Source organism: Enterobacter asburiae (assembly GCA_011754535.1).
GTDB lineage: Bacteria > Pseudomonadota > Gammaproteobacteria > Enterobacterales > Enterobacteriaceae > Enterobacter > Enterobacter cloacae_N.
The window spans coordinates 2,679,115-2,695,641 of sequence record JAAQVN010000001.1; the positions used below are offsets into that span (position 1 = coordinate 2,679,115).

The 16,527-nt window shown below is 53.1% G+C and carries 16 protein-coding genes; 6 read left to right on the top strand and 10 right to left on the bottom strand.

Features of this window, described 5'->3' with window-relative positions; translation table 11 throughout:
* Positions 1 to 219: 219 nt before the first annotated feature.
* The 4 genes from pdeR (at position 220) to osmB (ending at position 3,787) form a co-directional block, all read left to right on the top strand.
* Positions 220 to 2,211, top strand: coding sequence for a cyclic di-GMP phosphodiesterase (pdeR, locus tag HBM95_12615; protein ID NIH43772.1), 1,992 nt, complete (start codon positions 220 to 222; stop codon positions 2,209 to 2,211).
* A 118-nt stretch (positions 2,212 to 2,329) separates the two neighbouring features.
* Entirely contained in the window at positions 2,330 to 2,512 is a 183-nt protein-coding gene (locus tag HBM95_12620; GenBank protein ID NIH43773.1) for a hypothetical protein, read from the top strand.
* 43 nt (positions 2,513 to 2,555) lie between these two features.
* Positions 2,556 to 3,308 carry a DeoR/GlpR transcriptional regulator gene (locus HBM95_12625; GenBank protein ID NIH43774.1) on the top strand — a complete coding sequence of 251 codons (753 nt, stop codon included), beginning with the start codon at positions 2,556 to 2,558 and terminating at the stop codon, positions 3,306 to 3,308.
* Positions 3,309 to 3,568: 260 nt separating this feature from the next.
* Positions 3,569 to 3,787, top strand: coding sequence for an osmotically-inducible lipoprotein OsmB (gene osmB / locus HBM95_12630; GenBank protein NIH43775.1), 219 nt, complete (start codon positions 3,569 to 3,571; stop codon positions 3,785 to 3,787).
* A 104-nt stretch (positions 3,788 to 3,891) separates the two neighbouring features.
* Here osmB and yciH read toward each other — a convergent pair whose 3' ends face one another.
* The 5 genes from yciH to pgpB form a co-directional block, all read right to left on the bottom strand.
* Positions 3,892 to 4,218: a stress response translation initiation inhibitor YciH gene (gene yciH, locus HBM95_12635; GenBank protein ID NIH43776.1), complete on the bottom strand. Its 327-nt coding sequence runs from the start codon at positions 4,216 to 4,218 to the stop codon at positions 3,892 to 3,894.
* Positions 4,215 to 4,955, bottom strand: coding sequence for an orotidine-5'-phosphate decarboxylase (gene pyrF / locus HBM95_12640; protein NIH43777.1), 741 nt, complete (start codon positions 4,953 to 4,955; stop codon positions 4,215 to 4,217). The genes yciH and pyrF overlap by 4 nt, the downstream gene beginning before the upstream one ends.
* Positions 4,956 to 5,138: 183 nt before the next feature.
* Positions 5,139 to 6,308 (bottom strand): lipopolysaccharide assembly protein LapB, encoded by a 1,170-nt coding sequence (gene lapB, locus HBM95_12645; GenBank protein ID NIH43778.1) that lies wholly within the window; start codon positions 6,306 to 6,308, stop codon positions 5,139 to 5,141.
* Between the two features lie 6 nt (positions 6,309 to 6,314).
* Positions 6,315 to 6,623 carry a LapA family protein gene (locus HBM95_12650; GenBank protein NIH43779.1) on the bottom strand — a complete coding sequence of 103 codons (309 nt, stop codon included), beginning with the start codon at positions 6,621 to 6,623 and terminating at the stop codon, positions 6,315 to 6,317.
* Positions 6,624 to 6,771: 148 nt separating this feature from the next.
* Entirely contained in the window at positions 6,772 to 7,539 is a 768-nt protein-coding gene (gene pgpB / locus HBM95_12655; protein ID NIH43780.1) for a phosphatidylglycerophosphatase B, read from the bottom strand.
* 197 nt (positions 7,540 to 7,736) lie between these two features.
* On the opposite strand from pgpB, the gene ribA reads away from it, so the two are divergent.
* A complete protein-coding gene (ribA, locus tag HBM95_12660) occupies positions 7,737 to 8,327 on the top strand; it encodes a GTP cyclohydrolase II (protein NIH43781.1) in 591 nt (196 codons plus the stop codon).
* A gap of 37 nt (positions 8,328 to 8,364) precedes the next feature.
* Here ribA and acnA read toward each other — a convergent pair whose 3' ends face one another.
* From acnA to topA, 5 genes are all read right to left on the bottom strand, one after another.
* On the bottom strand, positions 8,365 to 11,040 hold the full coding sequence (gene acnA, locus HBM95_12665; GenBank protein ID NIH43782.1) for an aconitate hydratase AcnA: 2,676 nt from the start codon (positions 11,038 to 11,040) through the stop codon (positions 8,365 to 8,367).
* 399 nt (positions 11,041 to 11,439) lie between these two features.
* Positions 11,440 to 11,610, bottom strand: coding sequence for a hypothetical protein (locus HBM95_12670; protein ID NIH43783.1), 171 nt, complete (start codon positions 11,608 to 11,610; stop codon positions 11,440 to 11,442).
* Between the two features lie 2 nt (positions 11,611 to 11,612).
* Positions 11,613 to 11,774, bottom strand: a complete 162-nt coding sequence (locus HBM95_12675; GenBank protein ID NIH43784.1) for a YmiA family putative membrane protein — start codon at positions 11,772 to 11,774, stop codon at positions 11,613 to 11,615.
* 317 nt (positions 11,775 to 12,091) lie between these two features.
* Positions 12,092 to 13,066, bottom strand: a complete 975-nt coding sequence (gene cysB, locus HBM95_12680) for an HTH-type transcriptional regulator CysB (GenBank protein NIH43785.1) — start codon at positions 13,064 to 13,066, stop codon at positions 12,092 to 12,094.
* A 187-nt stretch (positions 13,067 to 13,253) separates the two neighbouring features.
* Positions 13,254 to 15,851 (bottom strand): type I DNA topoisomerase, encoded by a 2,598-nt coding sequence (gene topA, locus HBM95_12685; protein ID NIH43786.1) that lies wholly within the window; start codon positions 15,849 to 15,851, stop codon positions 13,254 to 13,256.
* A 399-nt stretch (positions 15,852 to 16,250) separates the two neighbouring features.
* Here topA and HBM95_12690 point away from each other — a divergent pair, with 399 nt between their 5' ends.
* Positions 16,251 to 16,502, top strand: coding sequence for a YciN family protein (locus tag HBM95_12690; protein ID NIH43787.1), 252 nt, complete (start codon positions 16,251 to 16,253; stop codon positions 16,500 to 16,502).
* The last annotated feature ends 25 nt before the right edge of the window (positions 16,503 to 16,527 follow it).

Genomic DNA, 16,527 nt, shown 5'->3' on the forward strand with positions numbered 1-16,527 from the left:
GGCTCGCCCAAAATGGCCATAATTATCTACAGTAAAAGAGTGCTGTCCTGTTCGGGCACGTGGATTTTATACGCTCAGCATTTTTATATGCCTGATGCGTTTTATTATAAAAAAGCTCAGAAAAACAATACTTTCACTGCGGCTTTGCCGCAATTTTTAACGGAAAAGTCGACGGCAAATGAATAATTTGTGCGCTAATACGTCGCGGCGGGAGAAATCATGATCGACGAACTTGTGCAGAATTTGCTGTTTCGTTACACGGGTACTCACAGCCCGTGGTGGCGATTGTCGGCTGATAGCAACGCTCTGCACCTTGCTGCCAGCGAAAATGCAGACGTCACTCAGGTGGTCACGCTGACCGACGATCAGGCCGCACTGATCCGCCAGCTAACGGTGATTACCTCCAGCCTTTCTATGAACCTTTCTCTTTATGGCGAAGAAGTTCCCGTCCATCTTGTCGGACGAAAAATAACCCGCAACGAGTGGGCCGGCACGGCCTCCGCCTGGAACGATACGCCCTCCGTGGCACGCGATCTGGCTCAGGGGCTCTCCTTTGCAGAACAGGTTGTTTCTGAAGCGAATTCCGTCATTGTTATTCTCGATCAAAACGGCAATATCCAGCGTTTTAACCGCCTGAGTGAAGAGTACACCGGTCTTAAAGAACACGAAGTCATTGGCCAGAACGTGTTTGAACTGTTCATGAGCCGCAGCGAAGCGGCAGCCTCGAAGCGCAACATTGCGGGTATCTTTCGCAACAGCAGCTCCTACGAAGTCGAACGCTGGATCAAAACGCGGAAAGGGCAACGCTTGTTTCTGTTCAGAAATAAATTCGTTCACAGCGGCAGCGGTAAAAATGAAATTTTTCTTATCTGTTCAGGGACCGACATTACCGAAGAACGGCGGGCGCAAGAGCGCCTGCGCGTGTTGGCCAATACTGATACCATCACCGGCTTGCCAAACCGCAACGCGATCCACGAGCTGATTTCAGGCGCCATAGCCAACCGCGGCGATACGCAGGTTGGCGTGGTGTACCTCGACCTGGATAACTTCAAAAAGGTCAACGATGCCTACGGACATATGTTCGGCGATCAGCTGCTGCAGGCGGTTGCACTTGCCCTTCTGAGTTGCCTGGATGAGGGGCAAGTTTTAGCGCGGCTCGGTGGCGATGAGTTTATCGTTATGGCCACCCATACCTCTCAGGGCTCTCTGGAAGCGATGGCGTCGCGCATTTTGACCCGCCTGCGTCAGCCGTTCAGAATCGGTCTGATTGAGGTTTACACCGGTTGCTCCCTGGGAATCGCCCTCGCGCCGCAACACGGGAACGATCGGGAAAGCGTGATTCGCAATGCCGATACCGCTATGTACACCGCCAAGGAAAACGGCCGTGGCAAGTTCTGCGTCTTCTCCCCCGAGATGAACCAGCGCGTGTTTGAGTATCTGTGGCTGGACACCAACCTGCGTAAAGCGCTGGATAACGATCAGCTCCTGATCCACTACCAGCCAAAAATCACCTGGCGCGGCGAGGTCAGAAGCCTTGAAGCGCTGGTCCGCTGGCAGTCGCCCGAGCGCGGGCTGATCCCTCCTCTGGAATTTATCTCTTATGCCGAGGAGTCCGGTTTGATTGTCCCGCTGGGTCGCTGGGTGATGCTTGATGTGGTTCGGCAGGTGGCAAAATGGCGAGACAAGGGAATTAACCTGCGCGTGGCGGTGAACGTCTCAGCACGTCAGCTCGCCGACCAGACAATTTTCAGTGAGTTAAAGCAGGCGCTTAAGGATCTGCATTTTGAGTACTGCCCTATCGATGTCGAGTTGACCGAAAGCTGTCTTATCGAAAACGAAGAGCTGGCGCTCTCTGTGATCCAGCAATTCAGCCGGCTCGGGGCACAAATTCATCTGGACGATTTCGGTACCGGCTACTCTTCTCTCTCCCAGCTGGCGCGTTTTCCTATCGATGCTATTAAGCTCGATCAGGCTTTTGTCAGAGATATTCATAAGCACTCTGTCTCCCAGTCTCTGGTGCGCGCCATTGTCGCAGTGGCGCAGGCGCTAAATCTGCAGGTGATTGCCGAAGGGGTGGAGAACGCAAAAGAGGACGCCTTTCTGACCAAGAACGGCGTCAACGAACGACAGGGTTTTCTTTTCGCTAAGCCGATGCCCGCTGCCGCATTCGAGCGCTGGCTAAAACGATATCAAGCGCGACAACAGCGTTAAGGCCATAAAGAGGTTCACTTTCGTTTATGTAATTTCGTTATGGCGTTTTTTCCCTTCTCTTTTGACCCTATTTTCTGCATCATTGAAATTATTAACTTTTCGTTCCTGGGGAGAGATTATGTCTACTATTGATCCACAAGCTGTAGCACAACGTATTGATACCGTGCTGGATATCCTGGTGGCGGGTGATTATCACTCTGCGATCCGTAATCTCGAGATCCTGAAGTCTGAACTCCTCGCTCAGGATGGCGCTGACAATGCCCCCGAAAACCGACAGCCTAAAGCGCCGTGGGAAGTTTAATCCCACTGTCCCAGACCTCGTTTCGCTTTATTAATTGGATGCTATGAATTCCCGACAACAACTCATTTTGCAGATGGTCATCGATCAGGGGCGCGTAAGCGTAGTCGAACTCGCGAAAACCACCGGCGTTTCCGAAGTCACCATCCGTCAGGATCTTAATCTGCTGGAAAAACAGAGCTACCTGCGCCGTGCGCATGGCTATGCCGTGCCGCTGGACAGCGACGACGTTGAGACGCGCATGATGAATAACTACGCGCTTAAACGAGAACTGGCAGAATTTGCCGCATCGCTGGTAAACCCAGGCGAGACGGTCTTTATTGAAAACGGCAGCAGCAACGCCCTGCTGGCACGTACGCTTGCCGAACAAAAAGACGTTACCATCATCACCGTCAGCAGCTATATCGCCCATTTGCTCAAAGAGACGCGCTGTGAGGTGATTTTACTGGGTGGCATTTACCAGAAAAAGAGTGAGAGCATGGTAGGCCCGCTGACCCGGCAGTATGTCCAGCAGGTTCATTTCAGTAAGGCGTTTATCGGGATTGACGGCTGGCAGCCGGAGACAGGCTTCACCGGCCGGGATATGATGCGATCTGACGTGGTTAATGCCGTCCTAGAAAAAGAGTGTGAAGCCATTGTGTTGACCGACAGTTCCAAATTTGGTGCCGTTCATCCTTACACCATGGGTCCAGCCGCGCGCTTCAGCCGCGTAATTACCGACGAAAGGTTAAGCGACGAACATCGTATTAAACTGGAAGAAGACGGTCTCATTGTCGATATTATTAAAACCTCCGCCTGACTCCATTTTGCGCCCGTATGCCGGGCGCATATGCCCCTACGTCTGAGAGGATTCCTAACCTTCCTTTAAGAGTTTTTACCTGTTTAACCTGCCGTAAAGTCGTAAAATTAATGTTAGCGATATAACAGGAAGTGACTATCACTTGCGTGATTACGTAACGCCTGCGCGACCAGCTTTCACGGGAAAAGAATTAAGTATTCATTTTGACTATACTTAACGTGTACATCTTTCCGTGAATCGATAATTCAGGAGAAAGTATTATGACCTTAACCAGCAAAAAATTAGCCGCCGCTGTTCTGGCAATCACTGTAGCAATGTCCCTGAGCGCGTGCTCTAACTGGTCTAAACGTGACCGTAACACCGCTATTGGCGCCGGTGCTGGTGCGCTCGGTGGTGCAGTATTAACGGATGGTAGTACGCTGGGTACATTAGGCGGTGCCGCTGTCGGTGGTATTATCGGTCACCAGGTCGGCAAATAATTATTCTATAAGCCTTCCCGTTATGGCGATTTAGCATCGCATTTCAGGTCTGACTAACGCACGTATATAACACGAGCCACGGCATTTGCCGTGGCTTATTTATTTTAACCGCCTGCCAGTTTAACTTTCATGCCTTTGGCTTCAAGCAGCGATTTAATTAAATCGCGTTTATCGCCCTGTATTTCGATAATGCCGTCCTTAACGGCACCGCCGCAGCCACATTTCTTTTTCAGTTCGGCTGCCAGCTTGTTCAGTTCCGCATCATCCAGATCAATCCCGGAGATCAGGCAGACCCCCTTTCCTTTTCGTCCGCTGGTCTGACGCTGGATGCGGACAATACCGTCACCTTTCGGACGCTCCGCTTTCATTTTCGGTTCGTCTATGCGCCCGCTCTCCGTTGAGTAAACCAGACGACTGTTGGAATCGGTCATTGCGCCCCCTTTTTCAGTGATGCGTTGATAGCCTTAAGCGTCTCTGCCGGGTGCGCAGACTGCGTCACCGGACGCCCGATAACCATGTAATCAACGCCTGCGGCCAACGCCTGCTCAGGCGTCATAATACGGCGCTGATCGCCCACGTCGCTGCCTGCCGGACGAATGCCCGGCGTAACCAGCTTAAACGCGTTGCCCAGCTCTGACTTGAAGCGCACCGCTTCCTGAGCAGAGCAGACGACGCCATCAAGGCCGCAGTTCTGCGTCAGACGCGCCAGGCGTTCAGCGTGCTCGGCTGGTGACAACGTCACGCCAAGGTCGCGCAAATCGCTTTCGTCCATGCTGGTCAGCACGGTGACCGCAATCAGTAATGGCGCATCGTTGCCGAACGGCAGGAGCGCTTCGCGAGCGGCTGTCATCATTCTCGCCCCGCCCGACGCGTGCACGTTGACCATCCACACACCCAGTTCCGCAGCGGCGGCAACGGCGTGCGCCGTGGTGTTCGGGATATCATGGAATTTAAGATCGAGGAAGACATCGAAACCGCGCTGCTGCAGATCGCGGACGATTTGCGGTCCAAACAGCGTGAACATCTCTTTACCAACTTTCAGACGACAATCGCGGGGATCGATACCGTCGACAAAGGCCAGTGCAGCATCGCGCTTATTGTAATCAAGCGCGACAACAACAGGAGAATCCGTAATAACGCGGGAAGTGGAAGAAGTAACAGACGTCATGACCAGCCCTTTTCGTCTATGGGCGCGCAGCGGCGCGGAACAGATAAACGGCCAGCATTCTACCTGCCGCCGCCCTAAATTGACAGAATCCATTTACGTGCCTGCCAGACCGACAAACCGCACGGTGCTGAGAGAGAGGTAAAACTTTAGTATGTTGTAACTAAAATGAGGGATTTTAAAAAATTACTGCCCGTCAAGGCCACGAATAGGCTTGATGGTAGACCAGGCACGGCAGGAAGGACAGTGCCAGTAGAGCGTATACGCGGTAAAACCACACTTCTGACAACGGTAACGCGGTTTGCTGCGCACCTGCTCGCCAACCATGTCGCGCAGCACCATCAGGCTCTCTTTGGCGCGCCCTTCTTCCGCATCGTTAAGATGGTAATCCATCAGCTTATGGAATACGCGCATCGTGGGATGACGCTGCAGCTGACGGGTAATATAAACCTGTGCGGTGTCGCTCCCCTCATATTGCTCAACCACGTCTGAGAGCATCAGCTCAGCGGTCGCGCCGGTATTCTCTTCCACGCAACGGCGCAGGAATGCCACCCACTCTTCCTGCTTGTCCAACTGCTGATAGCAGGTTTGCAGCATTTCAAGCGTTTCGCTGACCAGCTCTTTGTCCTGGTCAATAACCCGCAGCAGGCTTTCAACGGCTTTAGCGTAGTCGCCGCTGGCCATAAAAACACGCCCCATCATGATAGAGATGCGCGCGCTATTGCGGTCCGCGGCGGCGCCTTTCTTCAGTAACGCCATGGCTTTATCCATGTCGTCGTTGCCCATCTGCTGTAGGGCAAGCTCGCAGTAGAAATGCGCAATTTCAACGCGCTGCTTGTCTTTACCCAGCTTCACCAGACGCTCGGCCGTATCAATGGCTTTCTGCCAGTCGCTGGTGGCCTGGTAAATCTGCAGCAACTGCTGCAGCGCGCCAATGCGGAAATCCGTTTCATCTACCAGCTGAGTGAACATATCCTCAGCGCGATCGTACAGCCCCGCGGCCATATAGTCTCGGCCCAGCTGTTGTACCGCCAGGAGACGCTGTTCGTAAGTCAGGGACGCGCTTTCCATCAGGGTCTGGTGGATACGGATGGCGCGGTCAACCTCGCCGCGAGAGCGGAACAGGTTACCGAGAGTGAGATGGGCTTCTACGGTCCCCGTATCCTCTTTCAGCATATCGAGGAACAGATCTACCGCTTTGTCCTGCTGATTGCTCAGGAGGAAGTTCACCCCCGCAACGTAGTCGCGGGAGAGTCGGTTAGCCTCATCCTGTTTTGTTTGTTGCGCACTTCTGCGGCCCATATACCAGCCATAGGCTGCGGCTACAGGCAAAAGCAGAAACAACAACTCCAGCATAGTCGATTATTCCTTCACGACCGGCACACCTGAGCTTTCCGGAATGTCGGACGCAGGCGCAATATTATGCTCAAGTCGTTTAATTTTACGTTCAGCGCGCGCAAGAGAAACACGAACCTTCAACCAAAACAGGCCGCAAACCAGCCAGCCTATGGCAAAGCCTGCAGCAAACAGGACCGCCAGCAGACTTGATACGCGATACTCGCCCTGCGCAAGCAGATAGTTAAACGTCACCTGCTGATCGTTTTGTGCACCCAATGTGACTGAAATGACAAAAATCGCCAATACCAGTAAGAAAATGAGTAAATATTTCACATTACTTCCCGTTATGTGGTTCAAGCGAATAAAGTGTGTTCAACCCACCGCAATCAGCCTTATAAACTACCATTTTAGCGACGGGCGCGAAACGGAAAAAGTAACGCGCACGTCATGGATTTATGGGCGAAATGCACAATATCAACCGTCAGGCGTCGCTTTGCTCCCTTTCGGCGATCTCTTCTTTCTCTTCAGGCGGTGGCGTGAGCGGGCCGCAGAACCGTTCTGCAAGCCAGGTTGCCAGCGTTACCAGCATCCAGGAGATCAGCGTAGCAACCACCAGGTCCCGCGGCCAGTGCATCCCCAGCAGCAAGCGGCTGCCCATAACCCCTGTCGCCCAAACCAGTAAAATCGCGATGGTCATCGTGCGACGTCGAGGCCAAAGCAGCCCAACGCCCAGCAACGCCCAGCTGGCCGCAAACATCGTATGACCGGAAGGAAACGCGAAACCCGTCTCTTTTTGCCAGTGCTTACGCAGGAATTTAGGAATATCTTCCTGTTCCGCAAGCTGTTCTTTCACCAGCGCACCGCGATCTTTACGCTTTAAATTGTAGAACTCATCCACCGGAACATGGTGCGCTTTTTCCAGCCAGACGACAAAAGGTCTTGGCTCCTGAACATGATCCTTTACCCAGGACTTCACACCCTGTCCAATAACGATCGCGCCACCGAGGATAGCAAAGAGCATTAGCGCCGCGCGCAATCGAAAGCGCAAGCACCACAAGAACCAGCCGCAAAGGATGACGTGGGTAATAATTCCCCACGGTTGCGTGACCGTTTCCGTTACCCAGTATAACGTTTTCAGCCACGTGGCATTCTGCCCCGGCTGCCACATCCAGCCGGAGACCCACACGGCCAAAGGCATAATCAGTAAAATGGCCGCGCCTGCTGCCGTACGTCTGGCGATTGAAAGCATGTCTTCTCCTTTTTCGCTAAGCCTCACAATCATAACTGAAATTCATTCGATGGGTGGATATGTCGGATCGTGCGTTTAACGTTCATATAGCATGGTGCCCATTAGGCGAACGTGCTGAGCTTGTGGCAAAATGAACAAATACAGAAAGCAAAACAGGCGTAAGGCACGAAACGTGTCAGCCTACTCTGGAGAATCACATGCAGCTTAAACGTGTGGCAGAAGCCAAACTGCCAACCCCATGGGGCGATTTCCTGATGGTGGGGTTTGAAGAACTGGCAACCGGACAGGATCATGTCGCGCTGGTCTACGGCGACATTTCAGGGCAGACGCCGGTACTGTCCCGCGTCCATTCGGAGTGTCTGACCGGCGACGCGTTGTTCAGCCTGCGCTGTGATTGCGGTTTCCAGCTCGAAGCAGCCCTTACCCATATCGCCGAAGAAGGCCGCGGCGTGCTGCTCTATCACCGTCAGGAAGGTCGTAACATTGGTCTGCTGAATAAAATCCGCGCTTATGCACTGCAGGACCAGGGTTACGATACGGTGGAAGCCAACCACCAGCTCGGTTTTGCCGCCGATGAACGCGACTTCACGCTGTGCGCCGATATGTTCAAGCTGCTGGGCGTGGACGAGGTTCGCCTGCTAACCAATAACCCGAAAAAAGTTGAGATCCTCACCGAAGCGGGGATCAACATCGTCGAGCGCGTGCCGCTGATTGTCGGCCGCAACCCGAAAAACGCCCACTATCTCGATACCAAAGCGGCCAAAATGGGCCATCTGCTGAAAGAGTGAGAGTAAAAAGCCCGGCACAAATGCCGGGCTTTTTTTATCAATCCAGCATCTTACGGATCACATAATGTAAAATGCCGTCGTTCTGGTAGTAGGTCAGTTCGGTTGCGGTATCAATACGACAGCGGCATTCCAGTACCTCGGTTTTCCCGTCTGCCCGCGTTAATTTCACCGGCACCGTTTTGCCCGGCTGCAGGTTTTGCAGGCCGCTAATATCAATCTGCTCTTCCCCGGTCAGGCACAGCGTTTTGCGCGTGACGCCCTGCGGGAACTCAAGCGGCAGGATCCCCATGCCAATTAGATTCGAGCGGTGAATACGTTCAAATGACTCGGCAATGACCACGCGAACGCCAAGCAGACGTGGACCTTTCGCCGCCCAGTCACGGCTGGAGCCGGAACCATACTCTTTCCCGGCGATAACCGCCAGCGGCGTACCTTCCTGCTGATATTTGACGGCTGCGTCATAAATCGACACGACTTCAGTCCCCGGCAGATGGCGCGTCATCCCCCCTTCCACGCCCGGAACCATTTCGTTACGAATGCGGATGTTGGCAAACGTTCCGCGCATCATCACTTCATGGTTACCGCGGCGCGAGCCGTAAGAGTTAAAATCGCGGCGCTCCACTCCCCGGCTTTGCAGATAACGGCCTGCCGGGCTGTCGGCTTTGATACTCCCCGCCGGAGAAATGTGGTCAGTGGTGACGGAGTCCCCCAGCATCGCCAGTATGCGCGCGCCATGGATATCCTTAAGCGGTGCAGGCTCGGCCAGCATCTCATCAAAGAACGGCGACAGACGAATATAGGTTGAGTCGTCCTGCCAGTCATAGGTGTCCGAGCCCACAACGTTGATGGCTTTCCATTCCGGCGTACCTTCAAACACTTCCGCATACTCTTTGCGGAACATCTCGGTAGAAACCTTTTCAACGGCCATCGCGATTTCACGCGAGGACGGCCAGATATCTTTCAGGTAGACAGGCTCATTCTTACGGTCGTGACCAATGGGATCGGTCGCCAGGTTAATATTCATGTTCCCGGCCAGCGCGTAGGCCACCACCAGCGGCGGCGAAGCGAGCCAGTTGGTTTTCACCAGCGGGTGAATACGCCCTTCAAAGTTACGGTTGCCGGAAAGGACTGCGCCAACCGTCAGATCGCCCTGCCTGATTGCCGTTTCAATAGGTTCAGGCAGCGGGCCGGAGTTACCTATACAGGTGGTACAGCCGTAGCCCACGAGGTTAAAGCCCAGCTCGTCAAGATACGGCGTTAGCCTGGCCTGTGCCAGGTAATCCGAAACCACTTTCGAGCCCGGTGCCAGCGAGGCCTTGACCCACGGCTGGGGTTTCAACCCCAGCTCAACCGCTTTTTTAGCCAGCAGACCGGCCGCCATCAACACGCTGGGGTTCGAGGTATTGGTGCAGGAGGTAATGGCGGCAATGACAACCGCGCCGTCCGGGAGCTGATACTGATGTCCGTTCAGAACATAGTCGATTGGGCGATGGTCCTTCTTCGCCACGTTGACTTCCAGCTCATTGCTGGCGGCAAACGCTTTTGGCACGTCGCTTAACGCCACGCGATCCTGCGGACGCTTCGGACCAGCGAGGCTCGCCTCAACGCTTCCCATGTCGAGCGCGAGCGTGCTGGTAAATACCGGCTCATCGCCCGGATTACGCCACATGCCCTGCGCTTTGGTATACGCCTCCACCAGCGCCACCTGCTCTTCGCTGCGACCGCTCAGGCGCATGTACTCCAGCGTGACGTCATCAATGGGGAAAAAGCCGCAGGTTGCGCCATATTCTGGCGCCATGTTGGCGATGGTCGCACGGTCAGCCAGCGGCAGCGAATCCAGCCCGTCACCGTAAAATTCAACAAATTTGCCCACTACACCATGCTTACGCAGCATCTGGGTAACGGTGAGCACCAGATCGGTGGCGGTAATGCCTTCAGAGAGCTTCCCGGTGAGCTTAAAGCCCACAACATCAGGGATGAGCATGGAGACCGGCTGACCGAGCATGGCGGCTTCCGCTTCGATACCGCCGACACCCCAGCCCAGCACGCCGAGGCCGTTAATCATAGTGGTATGGGAATCTGTGCCCACCAGCGTGTCCGGATAAGCCACCCACTCTTTGTCCTGCAATTCACTCCAGACGGCTTTACCGAGATATTCAAGGTTAACCTGGTGACAGATACCGGTGCCGGGTGGAACTACGCTAAAGCGGCTGAACGCCTGCTGGCCCCACTTCAGGAAGACGTAACGCTCGTGGTTACGCTCCATCTCAAGACGCACATTCTCGCCAAAGGCATCGTCATCACCGAAGTGGTCAACGGTTACGGAGTGGTCAATCACGAGGTCGACGGGGGAAAGCGGGTTCACTTTAGCCGTATCGCCACCGAGGCGTTTAACCGCCTCACGCATGGCGGCGAGATCCACCACGGCAGGCACGCCGGTGAAGTCCTGCATCAGGACCCTTGCCGGGCGGTAGGCAATTTCTCTGTCGGCATGGGCATTCTTAAGCCACCCCGCCAGCGCCTGAATATCGTCGAGAGTGACGGAATCACCGTCCTGCCATCGCAATAGGTTTTCCAGCAAAACTTTCAATGACTTGGGTAAACGCGAAATGTCCCCAAGCGTTCTGGCAGCCAGCGGCAGGCTATAGTAGTGCCAGGTTTTATTTTCTGCCTGTAATGTGTCCTTACTGGCTTCGCGTAGGGTTAACGACATAAGCTCCTCCTTAATTACAGAGATGTCCTGACAATCATCAGGGCCGTAATTAAAGATAACACAAAGATGTCGTAACGTTTTGATAACAACCCGAATTGATAAATTTAGGAATGGTCCAGAGGAGAGCAAAACAAAAAACCCCGCCGCAGCGAGGTTTTATCATTTAGTGGATGGCCAGCCAGATGAGCTGACTCCAGAACAGAATCGACAGGGTAAAAACGCCGATCCATGACCAGTATTTTTGAGACATCATGTTATTCATCATAGGGACACCAGGCATTATTTATTAAACATTCCGAGGCAGGTCCTCGTGCTATATTGCTGATGTGTATTTATTAAAGAGTACAAAGGTGCACAATCATTATTCAGACTAACTGCATCATTACGCAATAAACTAAATTATTGTTTTTTGGGTTCGTCTTCCGCGAACACATCAATAAAAGCCTGCTGCTGCGGCGTCAGTTTCCAGGACGCTGGCACAGCTGTCGCAGGGGCTTTGCGTCCTTTGTGAACAGTATCATGATGCTGACACATCCGTTTTGCCGTTTCTGTACGTACCGTCACTGCCATATTCAACCCCAATATTTCCAGGCCAGGAGAGCAACCATCACCCAGAACAGGGCGGAAACGAGAAAGACCGCCAGCCAGGCTTTACGCTTGAGCGCAGGATCCCTTTGCGGTTCTTCACTTCCTGAAGGCATTGCTAACCTCATACAATCGATATCGCTTATCATTTAGGACCAAACAATTGGTACAATTAATCATCTGTTGAGATAAATCCTAAAGAAACTTTAGCCGAAAAGCCAGTGAATTTACGCATCAGGAGGCATGAAATATTCAATCTTTTGACCAGAAATAAATATTTGAAAAGAAAAATTTGCGTAGCCGTTAATTAGTTTCTATTTTTGTCGCCAATTCACGACATTAAAACCACACAAATTAAAAGGATAATGGCAATATATGGCAGGGAAAGTGCAGATGATGATAATTCTAATTTAGCTTTAAGCCGATATTTCGGTATCTTTCCCTCAGGGAAAGATACCGGGTGTGATTATTTTTCGGGGAGTTTGATATCTTTAAACATCTCTTCAATATCTTCATTTGAGCGTAATGCCACGGCGGTATCCACCACGTCACGCGTTAAATGCGGGGCAAAGCGCTGAATAAAATCATACATATAGCTTCGCAGGAAGGTACTACGACGGAAGCCAATTTTTGTCGTGCTATGGCTGAAAATATCATGCGCATCAAGACGCACCAGGTCGGGGTCTGATACCGGGTCGACCGCCATGCTGGCGATCACCCCGACCCCCAGGCCAAGCCGTACATAGGTCTTAATCACGTCAGCATCGGTTGCGGTAAAGACAATCCGCGGCGTTAACCCGGCCCGGTTGAAGGCGGTATCAAGCTCAGAACGTCCGGTGAAGCCAAACGTGTAGGTGACTAAAGGATATTGCGCCAGCTCTTCGATTGTCACCGACCCTTTGCCCGCCAGCGGGTGATCGGGAGTCACCACAATGGAGCGGTTCCAGTGATAGCACGGAAGCATGACCAGATCGTCATACAAATGGAGTGCTTCCGTCGCGATGGCAAAATCTGCATTGCCCTTCGACACCGCCTCAGCAATTTGCGTCGGCGAACCCTGGTGCATATGCAGAGAGACGCGCGGATAGCGCTCGATAAAGCCCTTAATAACACCCGGTAACGCATAGCGCGCCTGGGTGTGCGTCGTGGCAATATACAGCGAGCCTTTATCCGGCCAGGTATGTTCCCCCGCCACAGACTTAATCGCATCGACTTTGGAGAGGACTTCCCGCGCAATACGGATGATTTCCTGCCCTGCTGGCGTCACCTGGGTAAGGTGCTTACCGCTGCGGGCGAAAATCTGAATACCTAATTCGTCCTCCAGCATGCGAACCTGCTTGCTGATGCCCGGTTGCGAGGTATAGAGCCCCTCGGCGGTAGAAGAGACATTAAGGTTGTGATTCACCACCTCAACGATATAACGAAGCTGCTGTAATTTCATGCCAGACCATCCGATTTAGCGCACGCGGTCAATCGCTTAAGACGATTTGATAATAAGAAAAGGGTTAACTATAACCACTATATCATTTATAGCCCGACTGTATAGTACGGAACAAAAAATAATAATAAGGTAATAAAAAAGGGCCGGATGTCCGGCCCTTTTACAGGTAAGTTACGGTTAAGGAAGATTATTTCTTGCCTTCAACCCATTTACCATCGACATAGAAGGCGGACCATCCGGTCGCTTTACCCTCTTTCTCTGCCGCCACGTACTGCTGCTTCGTTTTACGGCTAAAACGGACCACCGTCTTATTGCCTTCGGGATCCTGCTGTGGCGCATCGGCCAGATAACGCAGTTTTTCAGGCAGGCGATCGCGGAAGCGATACAGCTCTTCCACCAGCGGCGCACGCGTTTCACGCGATTTTGGGAAGGTGTTCGCGGCCAGGAAGACTCCTGCTGCGCCATCACGCAGCACGAAGTACGCGTCGGATTTCTCACACGGCAGTTCTGGCAGCGGAACCGGATCTTCCTTCGGCGGAGCCACTTCACCGTTACGCAGTATCTTACGCGTGTTCTTACACTCGTCGTTGGTGCACGCCATGTACTTACCGAAACGCCCCATTTTCAGGTGCATTTCAGAGCCACACTTCTCGCACTCCACGATCGGGCCGTCATAGCCTTTAATGCGGAACTCGCCCTCTTCGATCTCATACCCGTCACAGGTTGGGTTATTACCGCAAACGTGCAGTTTGCGTTTAGGATCGATCAGGTAGCTGTCCATCGCCGTGCCGCATTTTTTGCAGCGGCGCTTGGCGCGCAGGGCGTTAGTCTCCGCATCATCACCCTCCAGCACGTTGAGAACTTCGTTCTCCGGCACCAGGTTGATGGTGGTTTTGCAGCGCTCTTTTGGCGGCAGCGCGTAGCCTGAACAGCCCAGGAAGACGCCTGTTGTCGCGGTACGGATACCCATCTTACGGCCACAGGTCGGGCAGTCGATGCTGGTAAGAACCATCTGGTTAGGCAGCATGCCGCCCTCTTCAGGATCTTTCTCCGCTTTCTCAAGCTGGTTGGTAAAGTCGCTGAAAAAACTGTCGAGAACCTTCTTCCACTCAGCCTTGTGGCTGGCCACCTCGTCGAGGCTGTCTTCCATCTGCGCGGTGAAGTCATAGTTCATCAATTCGCGGAAGTTAGCTTCCAGACGGTCGGTGACAATCTCACCCATTTTTTCGGCATAGAAACGGCGGTTTTCTACGCGAACGTAACCGCGGTCCTGAATGGTCGAGATGATTGACGCGTAGGTTGACGGACGACCAATTCCGCGTTTTTCCAGCTCTTTAACCAGCGACGCTTCACTAAAGCGCGCAGGCGGCTTGGTGAAGTGCTGGGCCGGAACCAGATCGACAAGCGACAACTCGTCGCCTTTGTTTACCGCAGGCAGCGTACGGTCTTCATCACCTTTACGCAGCGCAGGCATCACTTTCGTCCAGCCGTCGAAGCGCAGGATACGGCCGCGCGCTTTCAGACGGAAATCGCCCGCGCCAACGGTCAGCGTAGTGGAGTCGTACTTCGCCGGCGTCATCTGACACGCGACGAACTGACGCCAGATCAACTGATACAGCTTCTGGGCGTCGGCTTCCATATCTTTCAGCGACTCGGCAAGCACAGAGACATCAGAAGGGCGAATCGCTTCGTGCGCTTCCTGAGAATTCTCTTTGCTGGCGAACTGGTTGGCGCTCTCCGGCAGGTATTTTTTACCAAAGTTGTCGCTGATATAGCCGCGCACCATGTTCACCGCGTCCTGGCTCAGGTTCGTTGAGTCAGTACGCATGTAGGTGATGTAACCTGCTTCATACAAACGCTGAGCCATCATCATGGTTTTCTTCACGCCGTAGCCCAGACGGGTGCTCGCCGCCTGTTGCAGTGTGGACGTGATAAACGGCGCGCCAGGCTTGCTGCTGGTCGGCTTATCTTCGCGTTCCAGCACCTGATATCGCGCTTTTTCCAGCAGCGCCACGGCGGCCATGGTCTGGTCGCGGTTTTCAGGGCGGAAAGGCTTATCGTTGTGATGGCTGACCTGCAGCGGCAGCGCGTCACCGCCCGGGGTGGTGACGTTGGCGTCAACTTCCCAGAACTCTTCCGGCACGAAGGCTTTAATTTCGCGTTCACGCTCAACGACAAGACGCACGGCTACCGACTGCACGCGTCCCGCAGACAGGCCGCGGGCAATCTTTTTCCACAACAGTGGAGAAACCATGTAACCCACAACGCGGTCCATAAAGCGACGCGCCTGCTGGGCGTTTACACGGTCGATATTCAGCTCGCCCGGCTTCTCAAACGCCTGACGAATCGCATTCTTTGTAATTTCGTTAAACACTACACGGCTGTAGCGTTTGTCATCTCCCCCGATCACTTCCCGCAGGTGCCACGCAATGGCTTCCCCTTCGCGGTCAAGGTCGGTTGCGAGATAGATGTGGTCTGCTTTTTCAGCAAGCTGCTTCAGCTCGTTAACGACTTTTTCTTTCCCGGGCAGCACTTCATATTGTGCATCCCAGTTGTGCCATGGGTTAACACCCATGCGGTTGACAAGCGCGCTACGTTCATCCTTTTTAGGCTTTTTAGCCCCTTTGGTGGAGGTAGAGTCTGCGCTCTTTTTGCTGGCTGAGCCACTGGTCGGCAAATCGCGGATGTGACCAACGCTGGACTTAACCACGTAGTCATTACCCAGATACTTATTGATCGTTTTGGCTTTTGCCGGGGACTCAACGATGACGAGAGCTTTACCCATATTCACCTTTACCTAATTTAATTCTTCCAGGAATACGCCGCACGTTGATTTCCCTTCCGCTGACGACGAGCCAATGATATTGCGACTGCGTCAGGGGATATCAACCCCTATGTCTTACCGAACGTCAGAATGACGACATCCAGGTCATTGAGTTATCGGGTATTTTTCTCACATCTCGTATAATTCGTGACGAATTCCCGGTCGAATGTCAAGCAATTCTGTTGCCAGAATGACGAAAGCGCACACTCTACCTGATAAAATTCGTTACGCAACTTTATTAGCATGCAAAAGCAAATCCCGCCAACCTGCCCTCTGCACCTTATCCCCTCACATTACAGGGAAAATTTGCCCCCAAAGCGCCCCCGGCGTAGACTATTGTCACTGTTTAAGGAGTGGATTATGCAGAATACGACCCAACCTATTGACCGAGCCTCTCTGCTTATCGAAGCAAACAAGCTTATTCGTGACCATGAAGATACGCTCGCCGGCATTGAAGCCACCGGCGTTGAGCAGCGTAATGGCGTGCTGGTTTTCAGCGGTGAATACTTCCTTGACGAGCAGGGGTTACCGACCCCGAAAAGCACCGCCGTGTTTAATATGTTCAAATACCTGGCGCATACGCTTTCAGAAAAATATCACCTGGTCGATTAATGCAAAACGCGAGGCAGATGCCTCG

Bases quoted from the DNA above. Each gene is read 5' to 3' on its own strand.
- osmB (NIH43775.1), top strand. From the start codon at position 3,569: ATGACCTTAACCAGCAAAAAATTAGCCGCCGCTGTTCTGGCAATCACT.
- ribA (NIH43781.1), top strand. From the start codon at position 7,737: ATGCAGCTTAAACGTGTGGCAGAAGCCAAACTGCCAACCCCATGGGGC.
- pgpB (NIH43780.1), bottom strand. From the start codon at position 7,539: ATGCTTTCAATCGCCAGACGTACGGCAGCAGGCGCGGCCATTTTACTG.
- HBM95_12625 (NIH43774.1), top strand. From the start codon at position 2,556: ATGAATTCCCGACAACAACTCATTTTGCAGATGGTCATCGATCAGGGG.
- cysB (NIH43785.1), bottom strand. From the start codon at position 13,066: ATGAAATTACAGCAGCTTCGTTATATCGTTGAGGTGGTGAATCACAAC.
- HBM95_12690 (NIH43787.1), top strand. From the start codon at position 16,251: ATGCAGAATACGACCCAACCTATTGACCGAGCCTCTCTGCTTATCGAA.
- pdeR (NIH43772.1), top strand. From the start codon at position 220: ATGATCGACGAACTTGTGCAGAATTTGCTGTTTCGTTACACGGGTACT.
- yciH (NIH43776.1), bottom strand. From the start codon at position 4,218: ATGACCGATTCCAACAGTCGTCTGGTTTACTCAACGGAGAGCGGGCGC.
- lapB (NIH43778.1), bottom strand. From the start codon at position 6,308: ATGCTGGAGTTGTTGTTTCTGCTTTTGCCTGTAGCCGCAGCCTATGGC.
- HBM95_12675 (NIH43784.1), bottom strand. From the start codon at position 11,774: ATGATAAGCGATATCGATTGTATGAGGTTAGCAATGCCTTCAGGAAGT.
- topA (NIH43786.1), bottom strand. From the start codon at position 15,851: ATGGGTAAAGCTCTCGTCATCGTTGAGTCCCCGGCAAAAGCCAAAACG.
- HBM95_12670 (NIH43783.1), bottom strand. From the start codon at position 11,610: ATGGCAGTGACGGTACGTACAGAAACGGCAAAACGGATGTGTCAGCAT.
- HBM95_12620 (NIH43773.1), top strand. From the start codon at position 2,330: ATGTCTACTATTGATCCACAAGCTGTAGCACAACGTATTGATACCGTG.
- pyrF (NIH43777.1), bottom strand. From the start codon at position 4,955: ATGACGTCTGTTACTTCTTCCACTTCCCGCGTTATTACGGATTCTCCT.
- acnA (NIH43782.1), bottom strand. From the start codon at position 11,040: ATGTCGTTAACCCTACGCGAAGCCAGTAAGGACACATTACAGGCAGAA.